The 17685-nt window shown below is 58.1% G+C and carries 20 protein-coding genes and 1 tRNA gene; 12 read left to right on the forward strand and 9 right to left on the reverse strand.

Annotated elements, in window-relative coordinates; genetic code table 11:
- Window positions 1–217: 217 nt before the first annotated feature.
- Window positions 218–472 (forward strand): helix-turn-helix domain-containing protein, encoded by a 255-nt coding sequence (locus tag AC1RM7_RS15080; protein WP_024922095.1) that lies wholly within the window; start codon window positions 218–220, stop codon window positions 470–472.
- A 461-nt stretch (window positions 473–933) separates the two neighbouring features.
- Here the strand turns inward: AC1RM7_RS15080 and AC1RM7_RS15085 are convergent, their stop codons facing one another.
- Window positions 934–1194 carry a helix-turn-helix domain-containing protein gene (locus AC1RM7_RS15085; protein WP_024922096.1) on the reverse strand — a complete coding sequence of 87 codons (261 nt, stop codon included), beginning with the start codon at window positions 1192–1194 and terminating at the stop codon, window positions 934–936.
- 72 nt (window positions 1195–1266) lie between these two features.
- Here AC1RM7_RS15085 and AC1RM7_RS15090 point away from each other — a divergent pair, with 72 nt between their 5' ends.
- The 4 genes from AC1RM7_RS15090 to AC1RM7_RS15105 all read left to right on the forward strand — a co-directional run bounded on the left by AC1RM7_RS15090 (window position 1267) and on the right by AC1RM7_RS15105 (window position 4852).
- Window positions 1267–2514, forward strand: coding sequence for an MBL fold metallo-hydrolase (locus AC1RM7_RS15090; protein WP_492839308.1), 1248 nt, complete (start codon window positions 1267–1269; stop codon window positions 2512–2514).
- A complete protein-coding gene (locus AC1RM7_RS15095) occupies window positions 2511–3494 on the forward strand; it encodes a hypothetical protein (protein WP_024922098.1) in 984 nt (327 codons plus the stop codon). Before AC1RM7_RS15090 ends, AC1RM7_RS15095 begins: the two co-directional genes overlap by 4 nt.
- Window positions 3495–3629: 135 nt before the next feature.
- A complete protein-coding gene (locus AC1RM7_RS15100; protein ID WP_024922099.1) occupies window positions 3630–4358 on the forward strand; it encodes a recombinase family protein in 729 nt (242 codons plus the stop codon).
- Between the two features lie 104 nt (window positions 4359–4462).
- A complete protein-coding gene (locus AC1RM7_RS15105) occupies window positions 4463–4852 on the forward strand; it encodes a hypothetical protein (RefSeq protein ID WP_184087183.1) in 390 nt (129 codons plus the stop codon).
- A gap of 126 nt (window positions 4853–4978) precedes the next feature.
- On the opposite strand, the gene terL is transcribed toward AC1RM7_RS15105, so the two are convergent.
- From terL to AC1RM7_RS15135, 6 genes are all read right to left on the reverse strand, one after another.
- Entirely contained in the window at window positions 4979–6481 is a 1503-nt protein-coding gene (gene terL / locus AC1RM7_RS15110) for a phage terminase large subunit (RefSeq protein ID WP_024921772.1), read from the reverse strand.
- Window positions 6482–6546: 65 nt separating this feature from the next.
- The gene (locus tag AC1RM7_RS15115; RefSeq protein ID WP_024921771.1) at window positions 6547–6921 is read right to left on the reverse strand and encodes a DUF5681 domain-containing protein; all 375 of its coding nucleotides are present in this window, start codon (window positions 6919–6921) and stop codon (window positions 6547–6549) included.
- Entirely contained in the window at window positions 6914–8404 is a 1491-nt protein-coding gene (locus tag AC1RM7_RS15120; RefSeq protein ID WP_244434540.1) for a DNA modification methylase, read from the reverse strand. The genes AC1RM7_RS15115 and AC1RM7_RS15120 overlap by 8 nt, the downstream gene beginning before the upstream one ends.
- Window positions 8379–8867 carry a hypothetical protein gene (locus AC1RM7_RS15125; RefSeq protein WP_024927783.1) on the reverse strand — a complete coding sequence of 163 codons (489 nt, stop codon included), beginning with the start codon at window positions 8865–8867 and terminating at the stop codon, window positions 8379–8381. Before AC1RM7_RS15125 ends, AC1RM7_RS15120 begins: the two co-directional genes overlap by 26 nt.
- Before the next feature lie 435 nt (window positions 8868–9302).
- Window positions 9303–9653 (reverse strand): helix-turn-helix domain-containing protein, encoded by a 351-nt coding sequence (locus AC1RM7_RS15130; RefSeq protein ID WP_024921768.1) that lies wholly within the window; start codon window positions 9651–9653, stop codon window positions 9303–9305.
- Window positions 9592–9996: a type II toxin-antitoxin system RelE/ParE family toxin gene (locus AC1RM7_RS15135; RefSeq protein WP_024921767.1), complete on the reverse strand. Its 405-nt coding sequence runs from the start codon at window positions 9994–9996 to the stop codon at window positions 9592–9594. The genes AC1RM7_RS15130 and AC1RM7_RS15135 overlap by 62 nt, the downstream gene beginning before the upstream one ends.
- Before the next feature lie 239 nt (window positions 9997–10235).
- Here AC1RM7_RS15135 and AC1RM7_RS15140 point away from each other — a divergent pair, with 239 nt between their 5' ends.
- The 4 genes from AC1RM7_RS15140 (at window position 10236) to AC1RM7_RS15155 (ending at window position 13149) form a co-directional block, all read left to right on the forward strand.
- Window positions 10236–10466, forward strand: a complete 231-nt coding sequence (locus AC1RM7_RS15140) for a hypothetical protein (RefSeq protein ID WP_024921766.1) — start codon at window positions 10236–10238, stop codon at window positions 10464–10466.
- Between the two features lie 105 nt (window positions 10467–10571).
- On the forward strand, window positions 10572–11021 hold the full coding sequence (locus AC1RM7_RS15145) for a DUF3489 domain-containing protein (RefSeq protein WP_081758784.1): 450 nt from the start codon (window positions 10572–10574) through the stop codon (window positions 11019–11021).
- A complete protein-coding gene (locus AC1RM7_RS15150) occupies window positions 11018–11527 on the forward strand; it encodes a DUF2924 domain-containing protein (RefSeq protein WP_024921764.1) in 510 nt (169 codons plus the stop codon). The genes AC1RM7_RS15145 and AC1RM7_RS15150 overlap by 4 nt, the downstream gene beginning before the upstream one ends.
- Window positions 11524–13149, forward strand: a complete 1626-nt coding sequence (locus tag AC1RM7_RS15155; protein ID WP_184087187.1) for a recombinase family protein — start codon at window positions 11524–11526, stop codon at window positions 13147–13149. Before AC1RM7_RS15150 ends, AC1RM7_RS15155 begins: the two co-directional genes overlap by 4 nt.
- 390 nt (window positions 13150–13539) lie before the next feature.
- Here AC1RM7_RS15155 and AC1RM7_RS15160 read toward each other — a convergent pair.
- Window positions 13540–13613: transfer RNA gene (locus AC1RM7_RS15160), tRNA-Gln, on the reverse strand.
- A gap of 428 nt (window positions 13614–14041) precedes the next feature.
- Between AC1RM7_RS15160 and AC1RM7_RS15165 the strand changes: the two genes are divergently transcribed.
- The 3 genes from AC1RM7_RS15165 to AC1RM7_RS15175 all read left to right on the forward strand — a co-directional run bounded on the left by AC1RM7_RS15165 (window position 14042) and on the right by AC1RM7_RS15175 (window position 16973).
- Complete coding sequence (locus AC1RM7_RS15165) at window positions 14042–15802, forward strand: ATP-binding protein (protein WP_024920946.1); 1761 nt, start codon at window positions 14042–14044, stop codon at window positions 15800–15802.
- Window positions 15803–15909: 107 nt separating this feature from the next.
- Window positions 15910–16491, forward strand: coding sequence for a peroxidase-related enzyme (locus tag AC1RM7_RS15170; RefSeq protein WP_024920947.1), 582 nt, complete (start codon window positions 15910–15912; stop codon window positions 16489–16491).
- Between the two features lie 17 nt (window positions 16492–16508).
- A complete protein-coding gene (locus tag AC1RM7_RS15175) occupies window positions 16509–16973 on the forward strand; it encodes an MgtC/SapB family protein (protein WP_024920948.1) in 465 nt (154 codons plus the stop codon).
- 25 nt (window positions 16974–16998) lie between these two features.
- Here the strand turns inward: AC1RM7_RS15175 and AC1RM7_RS15180 are convergent, their stop codons facing one another.
- Entirely contained in the window at window positions 16999–17622 is a 624-nt protein-coding gene (locus AC1RM7_RS15180) for a ParB-like protein (RefSeq protein ID WP_024920949.1), read from the reverse strand.
- Window positions 17623–17685 lie beyond the last annotated feature (63 nt).

Here is a 17685-nt window from a genome sequence, read left to right on the forward strand (position 1 = left end):
CCTCTTCCTTGCCATTGATCTTATCCTCCATCCGAAAATCATACTTCAGGGAGGACCACTTCAAAGGGGGCAGATCACCATCCCGAGGCCGATTCAACCCTGAATTCCATAACGCGTCATTACGCGAATCCGGATTGTAGACGCCAGATAGAGAAGTCATTGTTGGCCCAGATAGAGATGTCACTCTCCACGGTTTCAGTTGGGGAGCATTGGGCCGATGACGGTGATTGCGATGAGCCGGACGGAGATCGACCGGATGAGCGTGTTGCAGGATCTGGCGGCGAACAGGATCAAGGTTGCGGATGCTGCGGCGTTGATGGGACTTGGCCGACGTCAGGTATTCCGGCTGGCGAAGGCCTACGGCCAGCATGGCCCGGAGGCCCTGGTCTCCCGCCGCCGCGGCCGGCTGGCGGCGACATCACCTTCGCTCAATAATTGCTTGCTTTACTGGACAGTGAAAGACTCGACCTGAATGGTCATCGACTACCAAGTACGAGCGCTGACGCTTATCGATATCGCGATAGTTCTTTTCATACCATTGGATTGAGGCCTCGGCGCGCGCCTGCATCCGAGGCGACCAAAGCAGTGCATTCCTCTTCGCCCACCTCCAAGCAGCTCTCTCGCGGACTAATACACTAAGACTGCTTTGATGTGGTCCTAACTGATGGCCTAGTTCATGTAGCGCGACCGCGTAACTCAACACCGATCTAATAGGTGCGATATAAATTTCTTCGCTTACTCGTATTGAGTACGAACGGCTCAGCCTGTTCAAACTACAATGAATAACGATCTGATTTTCATCAGCAATCAACTGGACGTGTTTATCCATTTCACTAACGGACAAAGACATGTGAACCGACCTTTTTCAGTGCTCATTCGCTCACCGTCCAAATGCCACCAAGGCCGGCCCGTGACTTTGAAGCGAAGGCCAAGCTACCGCTTTTTTCGCCCTTTTCGAAGCGTAGCTGGCGGCTTTTCGTTTGCTTTGGGGACGGCCAAAAGCTCGGCGACGGGTACGTCCAAGGCCGCCGCCAATCTTTCTAAGGTCTCGGCGGTCGGATTTTCGATCCCCCGCTCGATTCGCCCTACATAGGATCTGTCCACGCCGGCATCGACCGCCAGCGCCTCCTGCGACAGGCCATATCTAACCCGCAGTTTCCGGACATTCCAGGCCACGAGCGCTGTCGCTTTCATAAGCGAAACAAACGACTTGGCGGCCCATTAAAACACGCACTATAATGTCCCTATTACAGATTTGGGGCAGTTGTGCGCATCCGCATTCATCGTGGGACGAAAGAGATCGGCGGGACCTGTGTCGAGCTGGAAGCCGACGGTGGTCGGATCCTGCTGGATCTGGGGTTGCCTCTGGACGGTGATGCGGACGAGGTCAGCATACATCCCTCGGTGGACGGCCTAGCAGGCGGCGGGGACTTGCTGGCTCTGATCCTGTCCCATGGTCACGTCGACCATTGGGGGCTGGCCCATCTCGCCGGACCTGATCTGCCCGTTGCGCTAGGCGCTGCAACTCACCGCATTCTAAAGGCCGCCGCCCCGTTTGTGCCCAGACCATATGTGCCTGCGCGGCCAATCGAGTTCTCATCTGGCGCGATGATGCAGTTTGGTCCGTTTCGGGTCACGCCGCATCTGGTCGATCATTCCGCCTATGATGCTTATGCCCTGGAGGTGGAAGCCGGTGGCAGACGCCTGTTCTATTCTGGCGATATCCGGGCGCATGGTCGTAAGGCCGCGCTGTTCGAACGTCTCGTGGCGCACCCTCCACGATCCATCGACGTGATGCTGATGGAAGGCTCGAGCTTCGGACGCCTGAGCCCCGATCACGTCTTCCCGACCGAGATAGAAGTAGAGCAGCGTCTGGTTGATCTGCTCCAGGCGACGGATGGCCTAGCGCTGGTCGCAGCGTCGGCACAAAACATTGATCGCATGGTCAGCCTGTATCGGGCCTGCAAGCGTACCGGCAGAACGCTGATCATTGATCTTTATGCCGCCGAGATTCTTCGCGCGACGGGGAACAGCAATATCCCACAGTCCGACTGGCCGAATGTGGCGGTCTACGTGCCGCAGTATCAGCGAATCCAGATCAAGCGCAGCGGCCGCTTCGACCTACTCGATCCTCACAAGACCAACCGTGTTTTCGTGGAACGACTTGAGGATCTAGCGCCCCGGGCCGCAATGCTCTTCCGACCAGCAATGCTGCGCGATCTTGATCATGCCGGCTGCCTGTCCGGCGCACGCGCCATCTGGTCGCAATGGGATGGCTATCTCAAACAGGAACGCGGTGTCGCCCTCCTCGCCGAGCTTCACGCACGCGGTATCCCGCTCGACCACGCCCATACCTCCGGCCACGCCAGCATTCCTGACCTGAAGCGCCTCGCGGAGGCGATCCAACCGAAGATGCTGGTGCCGATCCATACCTATGAGCCGGGGCAGTTTCCGGCACATTTCCAGGCCGTCAGTCTCAAGAATGATGGCGAGTGGTGGGATGGCGCGACATGATCATCCAGCAGGCGCTCTCAAGCCATGGCGTGAGTGAGGCTTTCCTCGATGCGCTCGACAATCTCGCGCGAAAGCCATCTTGGTGGCGCGATGTGCTTTTACGCGACGATGTATTCATCGCGGTGCGAGCGAATTCGCTCAACGTCTATCACCGGGGCGCTTCGATCTTCCGGATCGACGATGCAGGAGCCGGCCGAGTTATTCCCTGGACCCACACCAAATACCTGATCCGCCAGCAACAGGTGCTGGCTCAACTTCAGGACAACGGACACTTCGAGCCGTCTGATATCGGTTGGACGCAGTATAGCGGTCCCTCCACGCTGTCCGACATGATCCGCTCGGCCACCGATCTCGCCGGAGCGGAAAAGAGCGGATTGCATCCGCTGATCGTTGGAAGCTCAAAAGTCATCGACGTCGAACTATCGCTGCTGCGGGCAAGCTCTTCCGTTGATGAAAGCCTGCCAGATGCTGATGTCCATTCGGCAGGCGCCACGTCGGTTGACCGGTCTCAGGACCGGCTGGATGTCGTCACCGTCGAGAACCGCGGCGGCAAGCCTTTCATCGTTTTTCATGAAGCTAAGCATTTCAGCAATCCTGCCTTGAGAGCCAAAGGCGAGCCTGCCGTTCTGGCTCAGATCGTGCGCTACCAGGCAACGCTCAGGCAGCATGATGCAACACTGCGACAGCGCTACGTCGCTGTTTGCCAAGCGCTGGTCCGCCTCCACACCATGCGAACTGCAGTACGCGCAGCCGTCCCGGTGACTGAACCGCTGCAAGCGCCTGATCCTCTCATCGCCGCCATCGCCGCAGGTGAGGTCCAGGCCGAGATTGACCCTGATCCCCGGCTGATTGTGTTCGGTTTCGATGGCGATCAGCGCGATGGGCGCTGGGAACGGGACGCCAAACGCCTTCGGGAGCACCAGCCAGCTCTTAAAATCAAAGCGATCGGAAACACCCGGTCGGCGCGTGAATTCTTCTGATGTCGCAGTGCCCGCGCCCCGAAATGCGGCTTTCGGGAGACACTCGGCCTTTCTTTGCAAAACCCCGCAATTTCTCGGGGCCTCATTTGAATCTAGGGGGCACGGGCAGTCCGTGCCGTTAATCAGGGATTCTGCATGAAGGTTATTGCCTATTACCGCGTCCGACCGAACGAGCCCGCGCACTCTGATATTGCACTGCAAGAACAACGTGAAGCCGTCAAAACTTGGATCGAAGGCCATAGGGCGGCTGTCCAGACCGAATACGTCGAGCCCGAGACTGACGGCTTCTCGCGCCCGCAATTGCGGCAAGCCATGGAGGACTGCAAACAGTCCGGCGCCACGCTGCTGATCGCGCGTACAGAAGCTATCGGCAGCGGTGCAGAGTTTTGTCCGCGGATTTCGAGTATTCCGGTGGCCTTCGCGCCGGAGCCATCGCGCGAGCGCGGCTATGTCAGCCTTGCGCCGGAGAAAGCGCCGCCAGACCTTACCCTGTATTTTCCGGACTTCCGCAGCCTGAAGAACATGCCGGTTTATCTGTGCAATGGTACGGATGCGGCCATTCGTATCATCACGGTCAGGACGATCAGCCTGACTTCGAAATTCACAACGCCAAATCCGACCATCGCTGACAAGACTGGCTCTCCCTCCGAACAGCCCCTGTCGACGACACCGACCACATTTTCGCTCGACCGGCTGGATGCGCGACATGCCGCTGTGATCGATCGCTACGACCCGATGTTTGACAGCGATTTCGTCACCACCTTCGAGATCACGTTCCTTGACCAGCAGGAACAGACGCAACGGCTGACAGCGTTCCTCAATGCGGCACCTCTGCCCTCGGCGTACATCGCCCTGAAGAAATAGCCGCTGGCCCGACAACGTCTCGACGCACGCCCTTCAACGGCGACGGCGAACGATGCTGCATGCCCATCACCTGATGACCTCAAGCCACACCAAGGAAGCCCCCAATGACAAAGTCATTTTCAAAATCAAACCTTATGACCGGTATCGCCTTCGCGGCCCTGTTCGGAGTCGTCATCGTGACGCTGCGACTGGCGACAGGAGGATATGGTGGCCCCAGCAGCATTCCCGAATGCAACAGCAACACCACCCGCGACATGTTGCAGGATGCCTTCAAGGATTCTCCCCAAGCCACTCTGGGACTGAAACTGCTTAAAATCGGGGACATCGGAGTTGTCGGGAAAGACTTGCTCGACGAAAACGAAAAAGTTCGCCACCGCGTTTGCGTCGCCGACATCTTCACGAACCGCGGACGGAAGCCGGTATTTTTCAACATGTCCTGGGCTGACGCCCAAAAATCCCAAGTCTATCTTGAAGCACCGATGTTGCCGTTCTGACCACGATTAGGAGGGCTCACAACCTGAGCGACTATCTTGGATGATTGTCTTGGCCCATCATCCACATGGTCGCCCGGCCCACGTGATCAATGGGGCCTATTTCTAGCAAAGCCGCTCCAGCACTTGCTACCATCGGCGCATGGGTTTACCGCGCGGGCGTAACGGATTATCTCCTTTTGCAACAGGCCAAGGTCGCCGGGAAAACACGCGCTCGATGCGCGCTTCCCTGCCGCCGGCACCCATCACCACGGGATTGACCATGGGACTTTCAGCGATCCAGGCCAGATACTGCGTCAACGCATCGACCTGATCGTTGTGCTTGGCAAACGGGAACCGCATCAGTTCGCTTTCGAACTCGACAGTCCAGGGCTGATTCTTTTTGATCAGGACCCGATGTTGAGCGAACATATGGAGCTGACTTTCAAGCCGCTCCTCTTTACCACGCCCGCCGGTCGGCCGCAGTTCAACCTGATGGCCGCGTTCGGACAGCATGCTCGCAAGGCCGGTCCCAGAACTAGCGTCTTCGATCAGGATTTTTGACGGTTTATAGGCTGTGATCAGGCCGAGAGCAGCGTCACGCATCTCAACCGGTTCAAGACGTGCGCGCAATACGTCGATGACGTAGTGGCGCCGGGTGTCGCGAGCGATCACCAGGCAGACAGTATAGCTATTGCCAGAACCTGTCTTGACCGCCGTATCCCAACTGAGGGTGATCTGCCGTGCGTCCGGCGGCAAGTCATCAAAATGCTTGATCTGGCCTGGTCGGATCAATTCTCCCACGGCCGCTGACGGGTTCTGCTGATACTGAGCGGCGAAGATCGATTCACCAACCTCTTCCCGCTTCCGATTGATGATTGCTTCCGGCCACCGATTGACCAGCAGCGGTTCACTGGCCTTTCGGTGCCAGGTTGAATTACCGAGGGCATAGGACGCCGCTTCCTCAGCCACCAGGGGCAGACAGACGTGCTTCCAGCCGCCATTCTGCAGCAGATTACCGGACAGGTCGTCCTCATGCATGCGTTGACCAACCACGATCATGACCCCATTGATCTGATCGTCGAGACGTGACGCGATCATGTTGTCGAAGTTCTCGTTGACGTTTGTCCGCTCTTTTTCCGATTTGACGTGGTGGGCCGAGATGGGATCATCGATGATGATGACGTCGAAGCCGCGGCCGGTGATGCCGGTCTCAAACGAAGCGGCATAGCGGCCACCGCCGTCCGTCGTGACGAAGTCCATGGCTTTGCGACCATTGTCGCGCAGTCGTACGCCTGGAAAAGCACGCTGGTAAAATTCCGAGCTGATCAACTGCAGCGTTTTCGACGCCAGATCTGAAGCCAAGGCCTGACTGTGCGAGATCACGGCGATGCGCTGTTTCGGATCGCGACCTAGAAGCCAGGCGACGAACACGATTGACGTCAGAACGGACTTCAGGTGGCGCGGCGGCAGGTTGATGATGAGACGCGTTTCCCGGCCCTCGACTACGCCGGTCAGTTCGCTGATCAGGTATTCCAGATAGGGCGCGACTTCGAGGCCCCACCGATTGTCCACAACAGGAAATGCGCCCTCGAGAAACGCCTGAAGGTCGGTCTTCATGACCGCGCGGTAGATTTGAAGATCGGAAGGCATGGTTATTTACTCTAAGAAGTGAGTGGCCGGTGCGGATCGGCACCGGCCGAAATGATCCACATCTCCTATTCGGCCAGACGCCGCGCGAGAAAGCGCTCGAGGATCGCTTGGTCATCGGCTGTCAACGCCGGCACCCGCTCTGCCACAGCTTCAGGCTCGAATAGCTTGCCGACCAGCGTCAAGACAACGTTGGCAGCGCGGGCGTCACCCTTCAGTGCTTTGGCGACAAGCGCCTTCAGCATGGCGCGCTGCTTGGAGACCTTGAGGCTGCGCTCGCCTTCCCGAATCCGGATCTTTTCAGAAAGCTCGCTGCGCAGATCCGTCTTCAGATTGACGCTGCCCTTAGGGCGCCCGTTCAGATTACCAGATTGCCCCGGCTTGAAGCGGGTTTTGGCCGGCGGCTTGCGGTAGCCGACCTTCTCTTCCTCCTGCTCAGACATCGCCCGCCTCCGTCGTGTCGGTGCCCGTAGCGGCGGCGTACAGATTCGCACCGACCACGCTGCCGATGGCAGGCTGCTCAGCCGACGCCTCTACAACCGCACCATCTGTCGATGCCGGATCCGCGGTAGCCGCCGAGACAATGCGCTCATAGATCGCATCAAACGTCTCGCCACTAGCGGCGTGAACAGCGTCCTTACCGGTACGCTTTTGCCAGCGGCGGATTGCGGCATCGACATAGCCTGGATCGAGCTCAACGCCGACGCAGACGCGACCGGTTTCTTCCGCCGCGATCAAGGTCGACCCCGATCCCAGAAAGACATCGAGAACGACGTCGCCACGACGGGTCACGTCGCGCAGGGCGTCGGCGATCATCGCGACCGGCTTGACAGTCGGATGAACAGCCAAAAGGTTCATGCGATCCTTACCGAAGGCGTTGACGCCACGGTACTGCCAGACGTTCGAGCGGGTGCGGCCGCCCGCACCAAGACCAAAGTTGTTCTGATGCGGCCCCTCCCCATGCTTGAACACGTAGATCAGCTCGTGCTGGCTGCGGTAGAACGACCCCATGCCGGCGTTGCTTTTGACCCAGACGCAGAGGTTTTTCTGCTCCAGACCGTTCTGGGCGGCGGCTTCGCAAAGCTCACCGCCATGGCGCCAGTCCATAGCGATAAATGCGATAGCGCCATCGACAACGACCGATTTGAATGCAGCCACGGTCGCGCTCAGGAAGGCGACGAATTGCTCGCGCGACATCTCGCCGACGCCCATGGCGAACTCGCGATGACGCGTCTTGCCGAGGCCCGATACAAAGCCGTCGATCTTCACGTTGTAAGGCGGGTCGGTGAACACACAGGCGGCTGTTTTGGTGCCTACAAGGTCACGGATAAAAGCTGCGTCGCGAGCATCGCCACAACCGATCAGGTGCTCACCGAGGCGGAAAACATCGCCAGGCTTTGCAGCCGACGGTCCAGCCGCCGGCGCAAGTTCATCGAGCGCTTCTTCCTCAATGGTGTTGGCGGTCGGCGTATCGATCGACAAAGCCATGTCGATCTCCACCGTTTCGAACCCGCTCAGGTCGAGATCGAAGCCCACGCTGATTAGGTATTCGAACTCGCCGCGCAGCTTTGCGTCGTCCCAGACAGCTTCCTGGGCGACCCGGTTGAGGGCCAAACGGAGGGCGCGCACTTCCGCCTCGGAACGGTTCTCCAGCTGCACCACGGCGATTTCGTCATGGCCAAGGTCGACAAGCGCGTCGAACACGGCATGACCATCGATCAGCGTGCCTGTCGCCGCGTCCAGCGGAAGCGGCACAACTTGGCCAAACTGCCGCAGGATGGCTTTCAGCTTACGACGCTGCGCGGCGCTATGCTGACGCGCAGCGTGGGGCGACGGCTTGATAGCCGTCGCGTTGAGATAAACAATCTCAAGTGAGTTCTTGTTGCTCATACCGCACCCCTTAAATTTTAAGCGGGGTGTGGTCATCTGCGTCCGAAGCCACAGAAGACGAACCGCGGTCCGGCAGCTCACCGATACCGGTAATCATGACCGGCAACAGTTCGCGCACAAGTTCCTCAACATCCAGCTCCGCGCTCCGGTCGAGGGATGCCAACAAAGATGCCAGCGCCGCATTGAAGCCTTCCGCTTGGCGATTGATGACCTCAGCGCAAACAAGCAGGCGGCCGACAGCACGAACAACTGCACGAGACGTTTCCGTGACCTGAAATACCTTCACGAAATCGTAACGCGCGGCCTTCAGCGCAAGATACGAAACCGTGTCGGAAAGAAGCTGATAGTCTGGACCGATGATCAGCGGGCGCGGCTGACCATATTTGCGGATCACTTGCATCGCCCCACGCAGCGCCGCGACGTTCTTGCGACGCAACCGCGAAGGGGAGACTTGAATGCGGGAAAAAGGGACGATCTTCGTATTCAATTTTTGAAGCATAATGGGGCTCCGGATAACGGGGAGCACCGGCAAACGACGCGCATACAGCACAAATGCACGTTCTGGTAGTTATTCGCCTGTGCTGCCCAAGATGATGAGCTGCACTAGGGGAAAAATATTAGGTCCGTAACAGATAGGCCCTGCTCCCCGAGCGTTTGCTAAGTCGGGTACAGTGGAACAGGATGGGCTGTTGGGGGAGCAGAACCAGCGGAGTGAAAGCCTGATCCAACGGCTTCCAGCAAAAACCGCCCTATCACACCGGGCACCCGGCCAAGCCAGATATCCAGCCTTCAATCTGCTTAAAGATAGGCGGCCGCTCAGGCCGCTTCCGTTGGTTCCGATTCAAATCAGAACGACGAGGAAGGTTCCCGCGTTGCTTCCTTATATAGAGTCTAAGCGCAGATTTATCGATAGTTCACTGACAAACAGATGTCCTCAGGCCACCTCTAGTTCCAAGCGCGCTTCTTTCTTGGTTTTGGCTTCCGACACCTTAATGCGAACTTTCTCACCTAAAGCGTTCAAATAGGAAAACAGCCGGTCATAGGTATATCCGCTGAACTGCCCTCTCAGGAGCTTTGAGACATCAGGCTGTGCCAGACCAAGACGAGTGGCCGCCTGGGCCTGTGTCAGGCCCTTGGCTCGAATAATATCCCCGATAGCGATCACAAGATCCGCCTTGACCGAATGAGCCTCAGCGTTCGGCAGCCCAATATCAGCAAATACGTTACCGATGCTTTTTACGACCTTTGCTCTTCTTTTCGTCGTCTTCTTTTTTTCTACTAGCATAAGCCTGCTCCGCCATTTTTAGACGCTGCTGGATTTTCTTGATCTCGAATTCTGGCGTCTTGATGCCGCTCTTCGACTTCTTCTGAAACGCGTGAAGAACGTAGATCACGCCTTTCATCTTAACGGTATAGACACCTCGGTAGGTGTTGCCATCGAAGTCTTCAACGATTTCCAGAACACCTGCTCCGCCGAAACCCTTCAGCGGCTTTGCATCGATGTGCTTGCCGCCCTTCTGGGCAGTACGCAACGCAAAACCCATGGCCTCCTTTACCTTCCTTGGGAAGGCAGACAGGTCCTCCTTGGAGGATCCAACCCATTCGACCGGAGTATCGCCGTCACTCATTTGAATATAGTTTTTATACTATAATTGATCAAAGTCAACCGGGCATGACGCCCTGGCACAACTCGCAGGGTCGCAATCATGTCGAAGCCTGCGTGCGCCGTATTCTCCTGACATTGCAGATCCCTCAGCATCACAAGATGCTCCGCGTCCGGCCAATAAAGCCACAAGATTGCTCACAATCCGCTCGACTTCGGCGGCGAACGGAGCGTGTGTGGTGGCACGCAACAAGGAGAACCCTGATGACCGATGCCGCCGCAAATAACGTGGTTGCCACACTCGTAACGGAAGTCCGCGGCAAGCTGGAAGAAGCGTTAAGTATCGCGAAAGCTGCCGAGAGCTGCGCTCGCGATGGCAGCGTGGATCGCGCGGTGCAAATCCTGATGGATTTCGAAGGCTTGGTGCATGAGGCACGGGATCTGTTCAAGGCAGCGCTGACGATCAAGCGCAACCTGTTTGCTGAGACCGCATAATTAGCATCCTTCCCTAACTGGGAGACCTCCCCCGCCCTCGCATTGCGACCGGCGGGTCGGGTCAGTGGCAACACCCGATGTTGCCGTTGCCCCACAGGAGATCCCATGAACATCCGCACCAAAGTCGCTGCCGGCGAAGCAAGTGCAGCGCGCAAGCCCACCGCCAAGGCACGACAACCATCGAAAGTGGTAAAAACAACTCGTTTAGCCAAAGCAGCGCGCTCCCGTGTTCGAGGCGTCGCTGAACAGTCCACCGCACGCTCCGTCGAAACTGCCTCTCAGTCGAAGTCAGCCAAAGGACCTTCTCTCCACCCCGCAGTGGCAAAGCCCGCACGCGACTCTTCAAAGCAAGCCACTGTGCTCACTATGCTGCGCCAGCCAAAAGGCACCACCATTGCCGCCATCATGAAGGCGACCGACTGGCAGCAACACTCGGTACGTGGCTTCTTCGCCGGGGTCGTCCGCAAACGACTGGGTCTGAATCTGGTGTCAGACAAATCCGGCAGCGAACGATCGTACCGGATCGCCGACGGCAGGCCATCCCAGAAGATATGAGCGACATATCCAGGAAGGGTGAAGCGGAACTTGAGGCAGAGATCGAACAGATCCGATCTCTGCCGGTCGATCAGCTTCGGGTGCTGTGGCGGCAGACATTCAAATCGCCGCCGCCGTCTGCATTCGCCAAGGACATGTTGGGACGGATGATCTGCTACCATGTGCAAGAGAAGGCGCTCGGCGGCTTAAGCCGGGCGTCGCAGCGAGTTTTGAACGACATCGGACGGGGTAAATCCGCGGTCGAAACAGCGCAACGACGCTTGAAACCTGGCACCGTTCTGGTTCGAGAATACCAAGGCGAGCGGCATTCAGTGGTCGTGTCACCGGACGGATTCGTCTGGAGGGACGAAACCTATGCCAGTCTCTCGATCATCGCGCGTCTGATTACCGGCACCAATTGGAATGGCCCAAAATTCTTTGGTCTGAGGTTGAGCATCGACAAATCAGACAACACAGAAACGGTCGCGCTTAGCCGCCCTCGTCGCGGCAAAAGGAGCGCACTATGACGCCTCAATCGCAAAAACGGCAGCGCTGTGCGATCTACACCCGCAAATCCACCGAACATAACCTCGACCTTGAGTTCAACTCACTCGATGCGCAGCGGGAAGCCTGCGAGGCCTATATCAAGAGCCAGGCTCATGAGGGCTGGCGGCTCGTTCCCGATCATTTTGACGATGGCGGGCTCTCGGGCGCATCCCTCAACCGGCCGTCGCTGCAACGATTGCTCGACGACGTGCGGGACGGCAAGATCGACATCATCCTGGTCTATAAGGTCGATCGATTGACGCGCTCGCTTGCCGACTTCGCCAAGCTGGTCGAACTGTTCGATCAGCACGGTGTGTCCTTTGTCTCGATCACCCAGTCGTTCAACACCACAAGCAGCATGGGCCGCCTGACCCTTAATGTGCTGCTATCGTTTGCCCAGTTCGAACGAGAGGTCATTGGCGAACGGGTTCGAGACAAGATCGCGGCATCCAAACGAAAGGGCCTGTGGGTCGGGGGGCCTGTCCCGCTCGGCTATGCCACCGAGGACAAGAAGCTTGTTGTCGTTCCGGCGGAGGCGAAAATCGTACGCCTGATTTTTGCATTGTATCTTGAAGCCGATTCAATCGCGTCTCTTGCTGAAGTCCTCGGACACAAGGGAATCCGGACAAAAATCAGATCCCTTTCGAATGGAGAAAGCCGGGGTGGAGGTCCATTCGGCGTCGGCGCCCTCGCCCATTTGCTGCGTAATCGATTCTACATCGGCGAGATCGACTACCGCGGCGAGATCCACGCCGGAGAGCACGAAGCCATTCTGGATCGCAAGCTTTTCGACAAAGTTCAGGAAAAGCTGACGAAGAACACGGTCGATCGCGCAATGCGCCTCAAAGGTTCACCCGCGCTCCTGATGGGGCGTATCTTTGATGACATCGGCAATCGCATGACGCCGAGCCATTCAAACAAACGCGGCGTGCGATACCGGTATTATGTCTCGCACGCGTTAATCCAGGGACGCAAACGTGATGCGGGCTCCGTCAGCCGCGTTCCCGCAACCGAGATAGAACACCTCGTCCTCCAAGCGGTTCGGCAGAATTTATCCAGCCGCAATCCGGACGCTTCCCCGGATCAGGAAGCGATCATTGCGCAGATCGACAAAATAGTTGTGAGACGGGAGGTGCTTGAGATCAGACTTCTTGAGACCGAACCGACATCAACGAACATCATTCCAGGAACACGGAGAACAAAGGACTCGCCGTCAGCAGGCTCAAATACGATCTCAATCCCCTGGACCGCCAAAATATTCTCTGCGGTGAAAGGGATCGTTCACGCACCGGATCCGACCGGTCCTACATTGACGCCAGACACGCGTGACGCGCTCCTGAATGCGATTGCCAAGGCTCGGCAATGGGTCAGCGACATGACGTTGGGACGTGTGAAATCATTCGCAGACATCGCCACAAAAGAGAAAAAGGTTGAACGTCACATCCGCCTGCTTGCGCCGCTCGCGTTTGTCGCGCCCTCCATTGTGCAATCAATCATCGAAGGGACAGCGCCTGCCAGTCTCACTATCACCGAACTGGCAAAATCGTCCGTGCATTCATGGCGCCAACAACACCACCTGCTAAAGGTGAGTTCAAAACGTTGATGTACAATCTCGAGCACAACACGTTCAGTGAAGTTCGATATTCGACCACGAACGTGACCGCTAGGTCGAACTAAAAACTGGGTTCACTTCCAGCTGCTGCGCGGGCCAATCACCCCTGCAAATTGCTCACTCAGCACTTTGACTGCCGGCTTCGCCCTCAAATCGCTATTTCAAACCCGGTCTCTTCCGAAAACGAACCCGTCTCAGCGATCCAAGGCATCGAAATTCGGATATCAAAAATCGACGCCAGAGATTTATGGGTCAAACAGCCTCCAATGGGAGACCGACGCGGCCGAATCCGTCGCAGAGACCGTTCTGATGCCCGCTAACCCGCTGAAAAATAAAGCGCTCTTAGGCAGAGCCAGTTTCTATCCGAGAGACTGAACTGGCTGGCTGGGGAACTAGGATTCGAACCTAGACAAACAGAGTCAGAGTCTGTTGTGCTACCGTTACACCATTCCCCAATCGATCGCGGACCTGATCATTACGCGCGGTGCGGCGCCGGCGGATCGTTGTCCAAATCAGCAAATCGATATCGCGCGCTGGATATAAAGCGGTGCTGCGCCGCGGTCTACCCCTGCCTTGCCCTATCCCCTGATCGCACTCTCGAAATGAGGCTGCCCGAGTTTGCGGGCATCTTCGAGAACCATCCATTAATCCAAGGTAAACAAAGACTTAACGTCAACGGAAGGCGGCCAGAAGGTCCGATTTGTCAGGATGAAAATACCCCTTGTTCTACGGGACTTTAACTCGCCGACGGATTTCGCCGGTTGTAACGCCGCGCCGGGGACCACTTTGGGGAGCGCGACAAACTCCAGGACCGTTTAACAGTTCCTGCAACAAGCCTTTGTACGATCGGGGAAATTCAGACCATCAGACGGGCTAGATCTCTATGTTGACTTCACCGCAGCCAGCCTCGCTCGGGCGCGTCATTTCGGTACGCGGCTCGCAGGCGCGCGTCGGCCTGATGGCGACCAGCCAGATCAATGACGCCAATGTACGCGCCACCGTTGGCCAGTTTTTCGGTATCCGGACCGCGACCACCATCATCGTCGCGATGATTACCGAGGTCAGCCGCGAAAACCTGCCCGCGACCGACAATTACATCGCGATCGCCTCGGTCGACCTGCTGGGGGAAATCGCCACCGGCCCGTCCGGCCGCTTCCAGCGCGGTGTCACGAGTTACCCGACCATCGGCGATCTGGTGGACGTGCTGACCAACCAGCAATTGCGAACCGTCTACGCGCCTTCAAAAGCCGAGCAGATCAACGTCGGCACGTTGCAACAGGATCCGTCCGTCATCGCCTATGTCGATGTCGAGGACATGCTGAGCAAGCATTTTGCGGTGCTGGGCTCCACCGGCGTCGGCAAATCCAGCGGCGTTTCGCTGCTGCTGAACGAGATTTTGCGCGTAAGGCCCAATCTGCGCGTGCTCCTGCTCGACGTGCATAACGAATACGGCCGGTGCTTCGGCGACAAGGCGCTCGTGCTCAATCCCCGAAATCTGAAGCTGCCATTCTGGCTGTTCAATTTCGAGGAGTTCGTCGACGTCATCTTCGGCGGGCGCCCCGGCGTTCCAGAAGAACTCGAAGTTCTCATCGAACTTATTCCAGTGGCAAAGACGACGTACACGCAATACCAAAACACGGATCGCCTTGGCCTGAAACGCGTCGACGCCAAGACCGTCGGCTACACGGCCGATACGCCGGTACCATACCGTTTGGTCGATCTGATTTCGCTGATCGACGAGCGCATGGGCAAACTGGAAAACCGCTCCTCCCGTATCGTCTATCACAAGCTGATTACGCGTATCGAAACCGTCAAGAACGATCCGCGTTACGCCTTCATGTTCGAGAACGCCAACGTCGGGGGCGACACGATGGCGGAGGTCATCAGCCTCCTGTTCCGCATGCCTGCGAATGGCCGCCCGATGACGGTGATGCAGCTCGCGGGCTTCCCGGCAGAAGTCGTGGACTCTGTCGTGTCCGTGCTGTGCCGGATGGCGTTCGATTTCGGATTATGGAGCGATGGCGCGTCGCCGATGCTGTTCGTTTGCGAAGAAGCACATCGCTATGCATCCGCGGATCGCGGCGTAGGTTTCGGACCAACACGCAAGGCCGTGTCACGTATCGCCAAGGAAGGCCGCAAATATGGCGTCTATCTTGCGCTGGTCACGCAGCGCCCCGCCGAACTCGACGCAACGATCATCTCCCAGTGCAACACCCTGTTTGCGATGCGGCTTGCAAACGAGCGTGACCAGATGCTGTTGCGCTCCGCAGTTTCCGATGCCGCCGCAAACCTTCTGTCGTTCGTGCCCTCGCTCGGAACGCGCGAAGTGCTGGCGTTCGGCGAAGGCGTAGCTCTCCCGACCCGGCTGCGCTTCAAGGAGGTTCCGGCGCATCAATTGCCGCGCAGCGAAGCGACCATTGCGACCACGCCTTCGGCACTCAGTGGCCACGACATCACCTTTGTCGGTTCTGTGCTGGAGCGCTGGCGCGGCGCGACATCCCATCGCGAAACGCCGAACGATCCGATATTCGACCGGGGCATCGCGGAGCGTCCCGTTCCCCGCGTGCCGGAAGCGCCGATGCTGCAACCCTCGCTCGGTCTCGATCCCGATCGTTTCTCACTGCTCAAGAAGCCCCTGCGCTGATCGCGGCCCTCTGCGGGAGAGCCGTGCACAGCCTCAGCTTTGCGCGGGGGTTGTCCTCGACTATGGTTGGTACAGACGGTCTCCTCCCCTCCTCATCGGACCCTGACATGAGCACGCCTCCCATCAGCCGCTTCCCCGTTCCTGCCCTGAATTCGCTGCCCGACGACATCCGAACGCGCATTCTCGGCGTGCAGGAGAAGTCTGGCTTTGTGCCGAACGTGTTTCTCGCGCTGGCCTATCGTCCGGACGAATTCCGGGCCTTCTTCGCCTACAACGATGCGGTGATGGAAAAGGACGGCGGCCTGAGCAAGGCCGAGCGCGAAATGATCGTGGTTGCGACCAGCGCCGCCAATCAGTGCCATTACTGTGTCGTCTCGCACGGCGCCGTGCTGCGCATCCGCGCCAAGAATCCGCTGATCGCGGACCAGATCGCCAACAACTACCGCAAGGCCGACATCACGCCGCGGCAGCGCGCCATGCTCGATTTCGCGGTCAAGGTTTGCCTGGAATCGCAAAAGACGTCGGCGCAGGATTTCGAGGTGCTGCACGGCCACGGTTTCAGCGACGACGATATCTGGGACATTGCGGCGATTGCAGCGTTCTTTGCACTGTCAAATCGCATGGCAAGCGTGACCGACATGCGGCCCAACGACGAATTCTATATGATGGGCCGCGTACCGAAGGCGTAACGTGAAAGGCGACTGCGTTGCTCGACTGGTGGGACATCATTCTGCGGCTCGGGGTCGCGACCGTCGCCTCCGGGATCATCGGCCTCAACCGCGACCTGCATGGAAAGCCGATTGGCCTTCGCACGCTGAGTCTGGTGGGTCTCGCCACCGCAACGGTCGTCCTGCTTGCCAATCCGGAAGCCCTGGAAGCCGGCCGGCTCTCCGATGCAACCAGTCGCGTCATCCAGGGGCTGCTCACCGGCATCGGCTTTCTGGGCGCAGGGGTCATCGTTCACAGCGAGCAGGCAAAGGTAAGAGGCCTGACCAGCGCAGCCTGCGTGTGGTTCACGGCCTGTATTGGAATCGTGTGCGGTCTCGGACAATGGCGGATGGTGACAATCGCCCTCGCAATTGCGCTTATTGTCCTTGCCTTTGGCGGCCCCTTCGAGCGCGCGCTCCATCGTGCTTTCCGCGGCAGCCCTGACGAACCGCCGCCGAACTAACAACGGGATTTCATTGAGCGCCGGCCTAGTCGTCGCTCGCCGGCCCGCACCATCCGGGCAGATAGATCGCGTCCTTGCTCTTGCCCAGCGACAGCGCCTGCTCGATTGCCTTTGCAAAATCATTATCGACCGTCTTGCGCGACATTCTCCGGCGCAGGAAGTCCGCCCACAGGAACTCGCTGAATGGCGTTGTATCCTTTGCGAAGCCACCGGCCCGGCGCAATTCACCTGCAAGACTTCGGAATGGATCATTCTTCAACCCGGTCACATCTTTCGGCAAATCCCTGTAGTTACGGCGCTCGCCTTTCGCATCATAAGGATAGACCCACCGGTGATTGTCGAGCACGATCCAGAACGCTTTCGGATCGACCATCGTCAGGTCAGCGACCACCGAGACGAGGACTTCTTTTTCACCTTCCTCATGAAGCGCGCGTGCCAGGTGGTGATGGTCGATCACATAGTTTCGCTTGTCGGGCCCGACTACGACCGGGATCATGTGGCGCCCCAGAAGCTCGGCCTTCTTCTTCGATTTGTGAGCGCGCCATCGCTTGCGCTTCTCGCCGACCTCCCGCATGCCGACAGTCATCTGGGTCGGCCGCAGGGACAGAATTAAAACGGGCTCAAGGATCGGTTCGCGTTTGTTGGCCATTGGACGGCACTCCGGTGGAAGTTCCCAGACCTTAGCCAACCCCGCGCAGAGAAGCGCGGCCGA

It is taken from the genome of Afipia sp. GW822-FHT03D08 (assembly GCF_058801645.1).

Coding starts and splice junctions, on each gene's coding strand:
- AC1RM7_RS15135 (WP_024921767.1), bottom strand. CDS start 9,996: ATGAGTGACGGCGATACTCCGGTCGAATGGGTTGGATCCTCCAAGGAG.
- AC1RM7_RS15150 (WP_024921764.1), top strand. CDS start 11,018: ATGAGCGACATATCCAGGAAGGGTGAAGCGGAACTTGAGGCAGAGATC.
- AC1RM7_RS15080 (WP_024922095.1), top strand. CDS start 218: ATGACGGTGATTGCGATGAGCCGGACGGAGATCGACCGGATGAGCGTG.
- terL (WP_024921772.1), bottom strand. CDS start 6,481: ATGCCTTCCGATCTTCAAATCTACCGCGCGGTCATGAAGACCGACCTT.
- AC1RM7_RS15140 (WP_024921766.1), top strand. CDS start 10,236: ATGACCGATGCCGCCGCAAATAACGTGGTTGCCACACTCGTAACGGAA.
- AC1RM7_RS15180 (WP_024920949.1), bottom strand. CDS start 17,622: ATGGCCAACAAACGCGAACCGATCCTTGAGCCCGTTTTAATTCTGTCC.
- AC1RM7_RS15100 (WP_024922099.1), top strand. CDS start 3,630: ATGAAGGTTATTGCCTATTACCGCGTCCGACCGAACGAGCCCGCGCAC.
- AC1RM7_RS15170 (WP_024920947.1), top strand. CDS start 15,910: ATGAGCACGCCTCCCATCAGCCGCTTCCCCGTTCCTGCCCTGAATTCG.
- AC1RM7_RS15130 (WP_024921768.1), bottom strand. CDS start 9,653: ATGCTAGTAGAAAAAAAGAAGACGACGAAAAGAAGAGCAAAGGTCGTA.
- AC1RM7_RS15085 (WP_024922096.1), bottom strand. CDS start 1,194: ATGAAAGCGACAGCGCTCGTGGCCTGGAATGTCCGGAAACTGCGGGTT.
- AC1RM7_RS15120 (WP_244434540.1), bottom strand. CDS start 8,404: ATGACCACACCCCGCTTAAAATTTAAGGGGTGCGGTATGAGCAACAAG.
- AC1RM7_RS15105 (WP_184087183.1), top strand. CDS start 4,463: ATGACAAAGTCATTTTCAAAATCAAACCTTATGACCGGTATCGCCTTC.
- AC1RM7_RS15125 (WP_024927783.1), bottom strand. CDS start 8,867: ATGCTTCAAAAATTGAATACGAAGATCGTCCCTTTTTCCCGCATTCAA.
- AC1RM7_RS15115 (WP_024921771.1), bottom strand. CDS start 6,921: ATGTCTGAGCAGGAGGAAGAGAAGGTCGGCTACCGCAAGCCGCCGGCC.
- AC1RM7_RS15165 (WP_024920946.1), top strand. CDS start 14,042: ATGTTGACTTCACCGCAGCCAGCCTCGCTCGGGCGCGTCATTTCGGTA.
- AC1RM7_RS15145 (WP_081758784.1), top strand. CDS start 10,572: ATGAACATCCGCACCAAAGTCGCTGCCGGCGAAGCAAGTGCAGCGCGC.
- AC1RM7_RS15095 (WP_024922098.1), top strand. CDS start 2,511: ATGATCATCCAGCAGGCGCTCTCAAGCCATGGCGTGAGTGAGGCTTTC.
- AC1RM7_RS15155 (WP_184087187.1), top strand. CDS start 11,524: ATGACGCCTCAATCGCAAAAACGGCAGCGCTGTGCGATCTACACCCGC.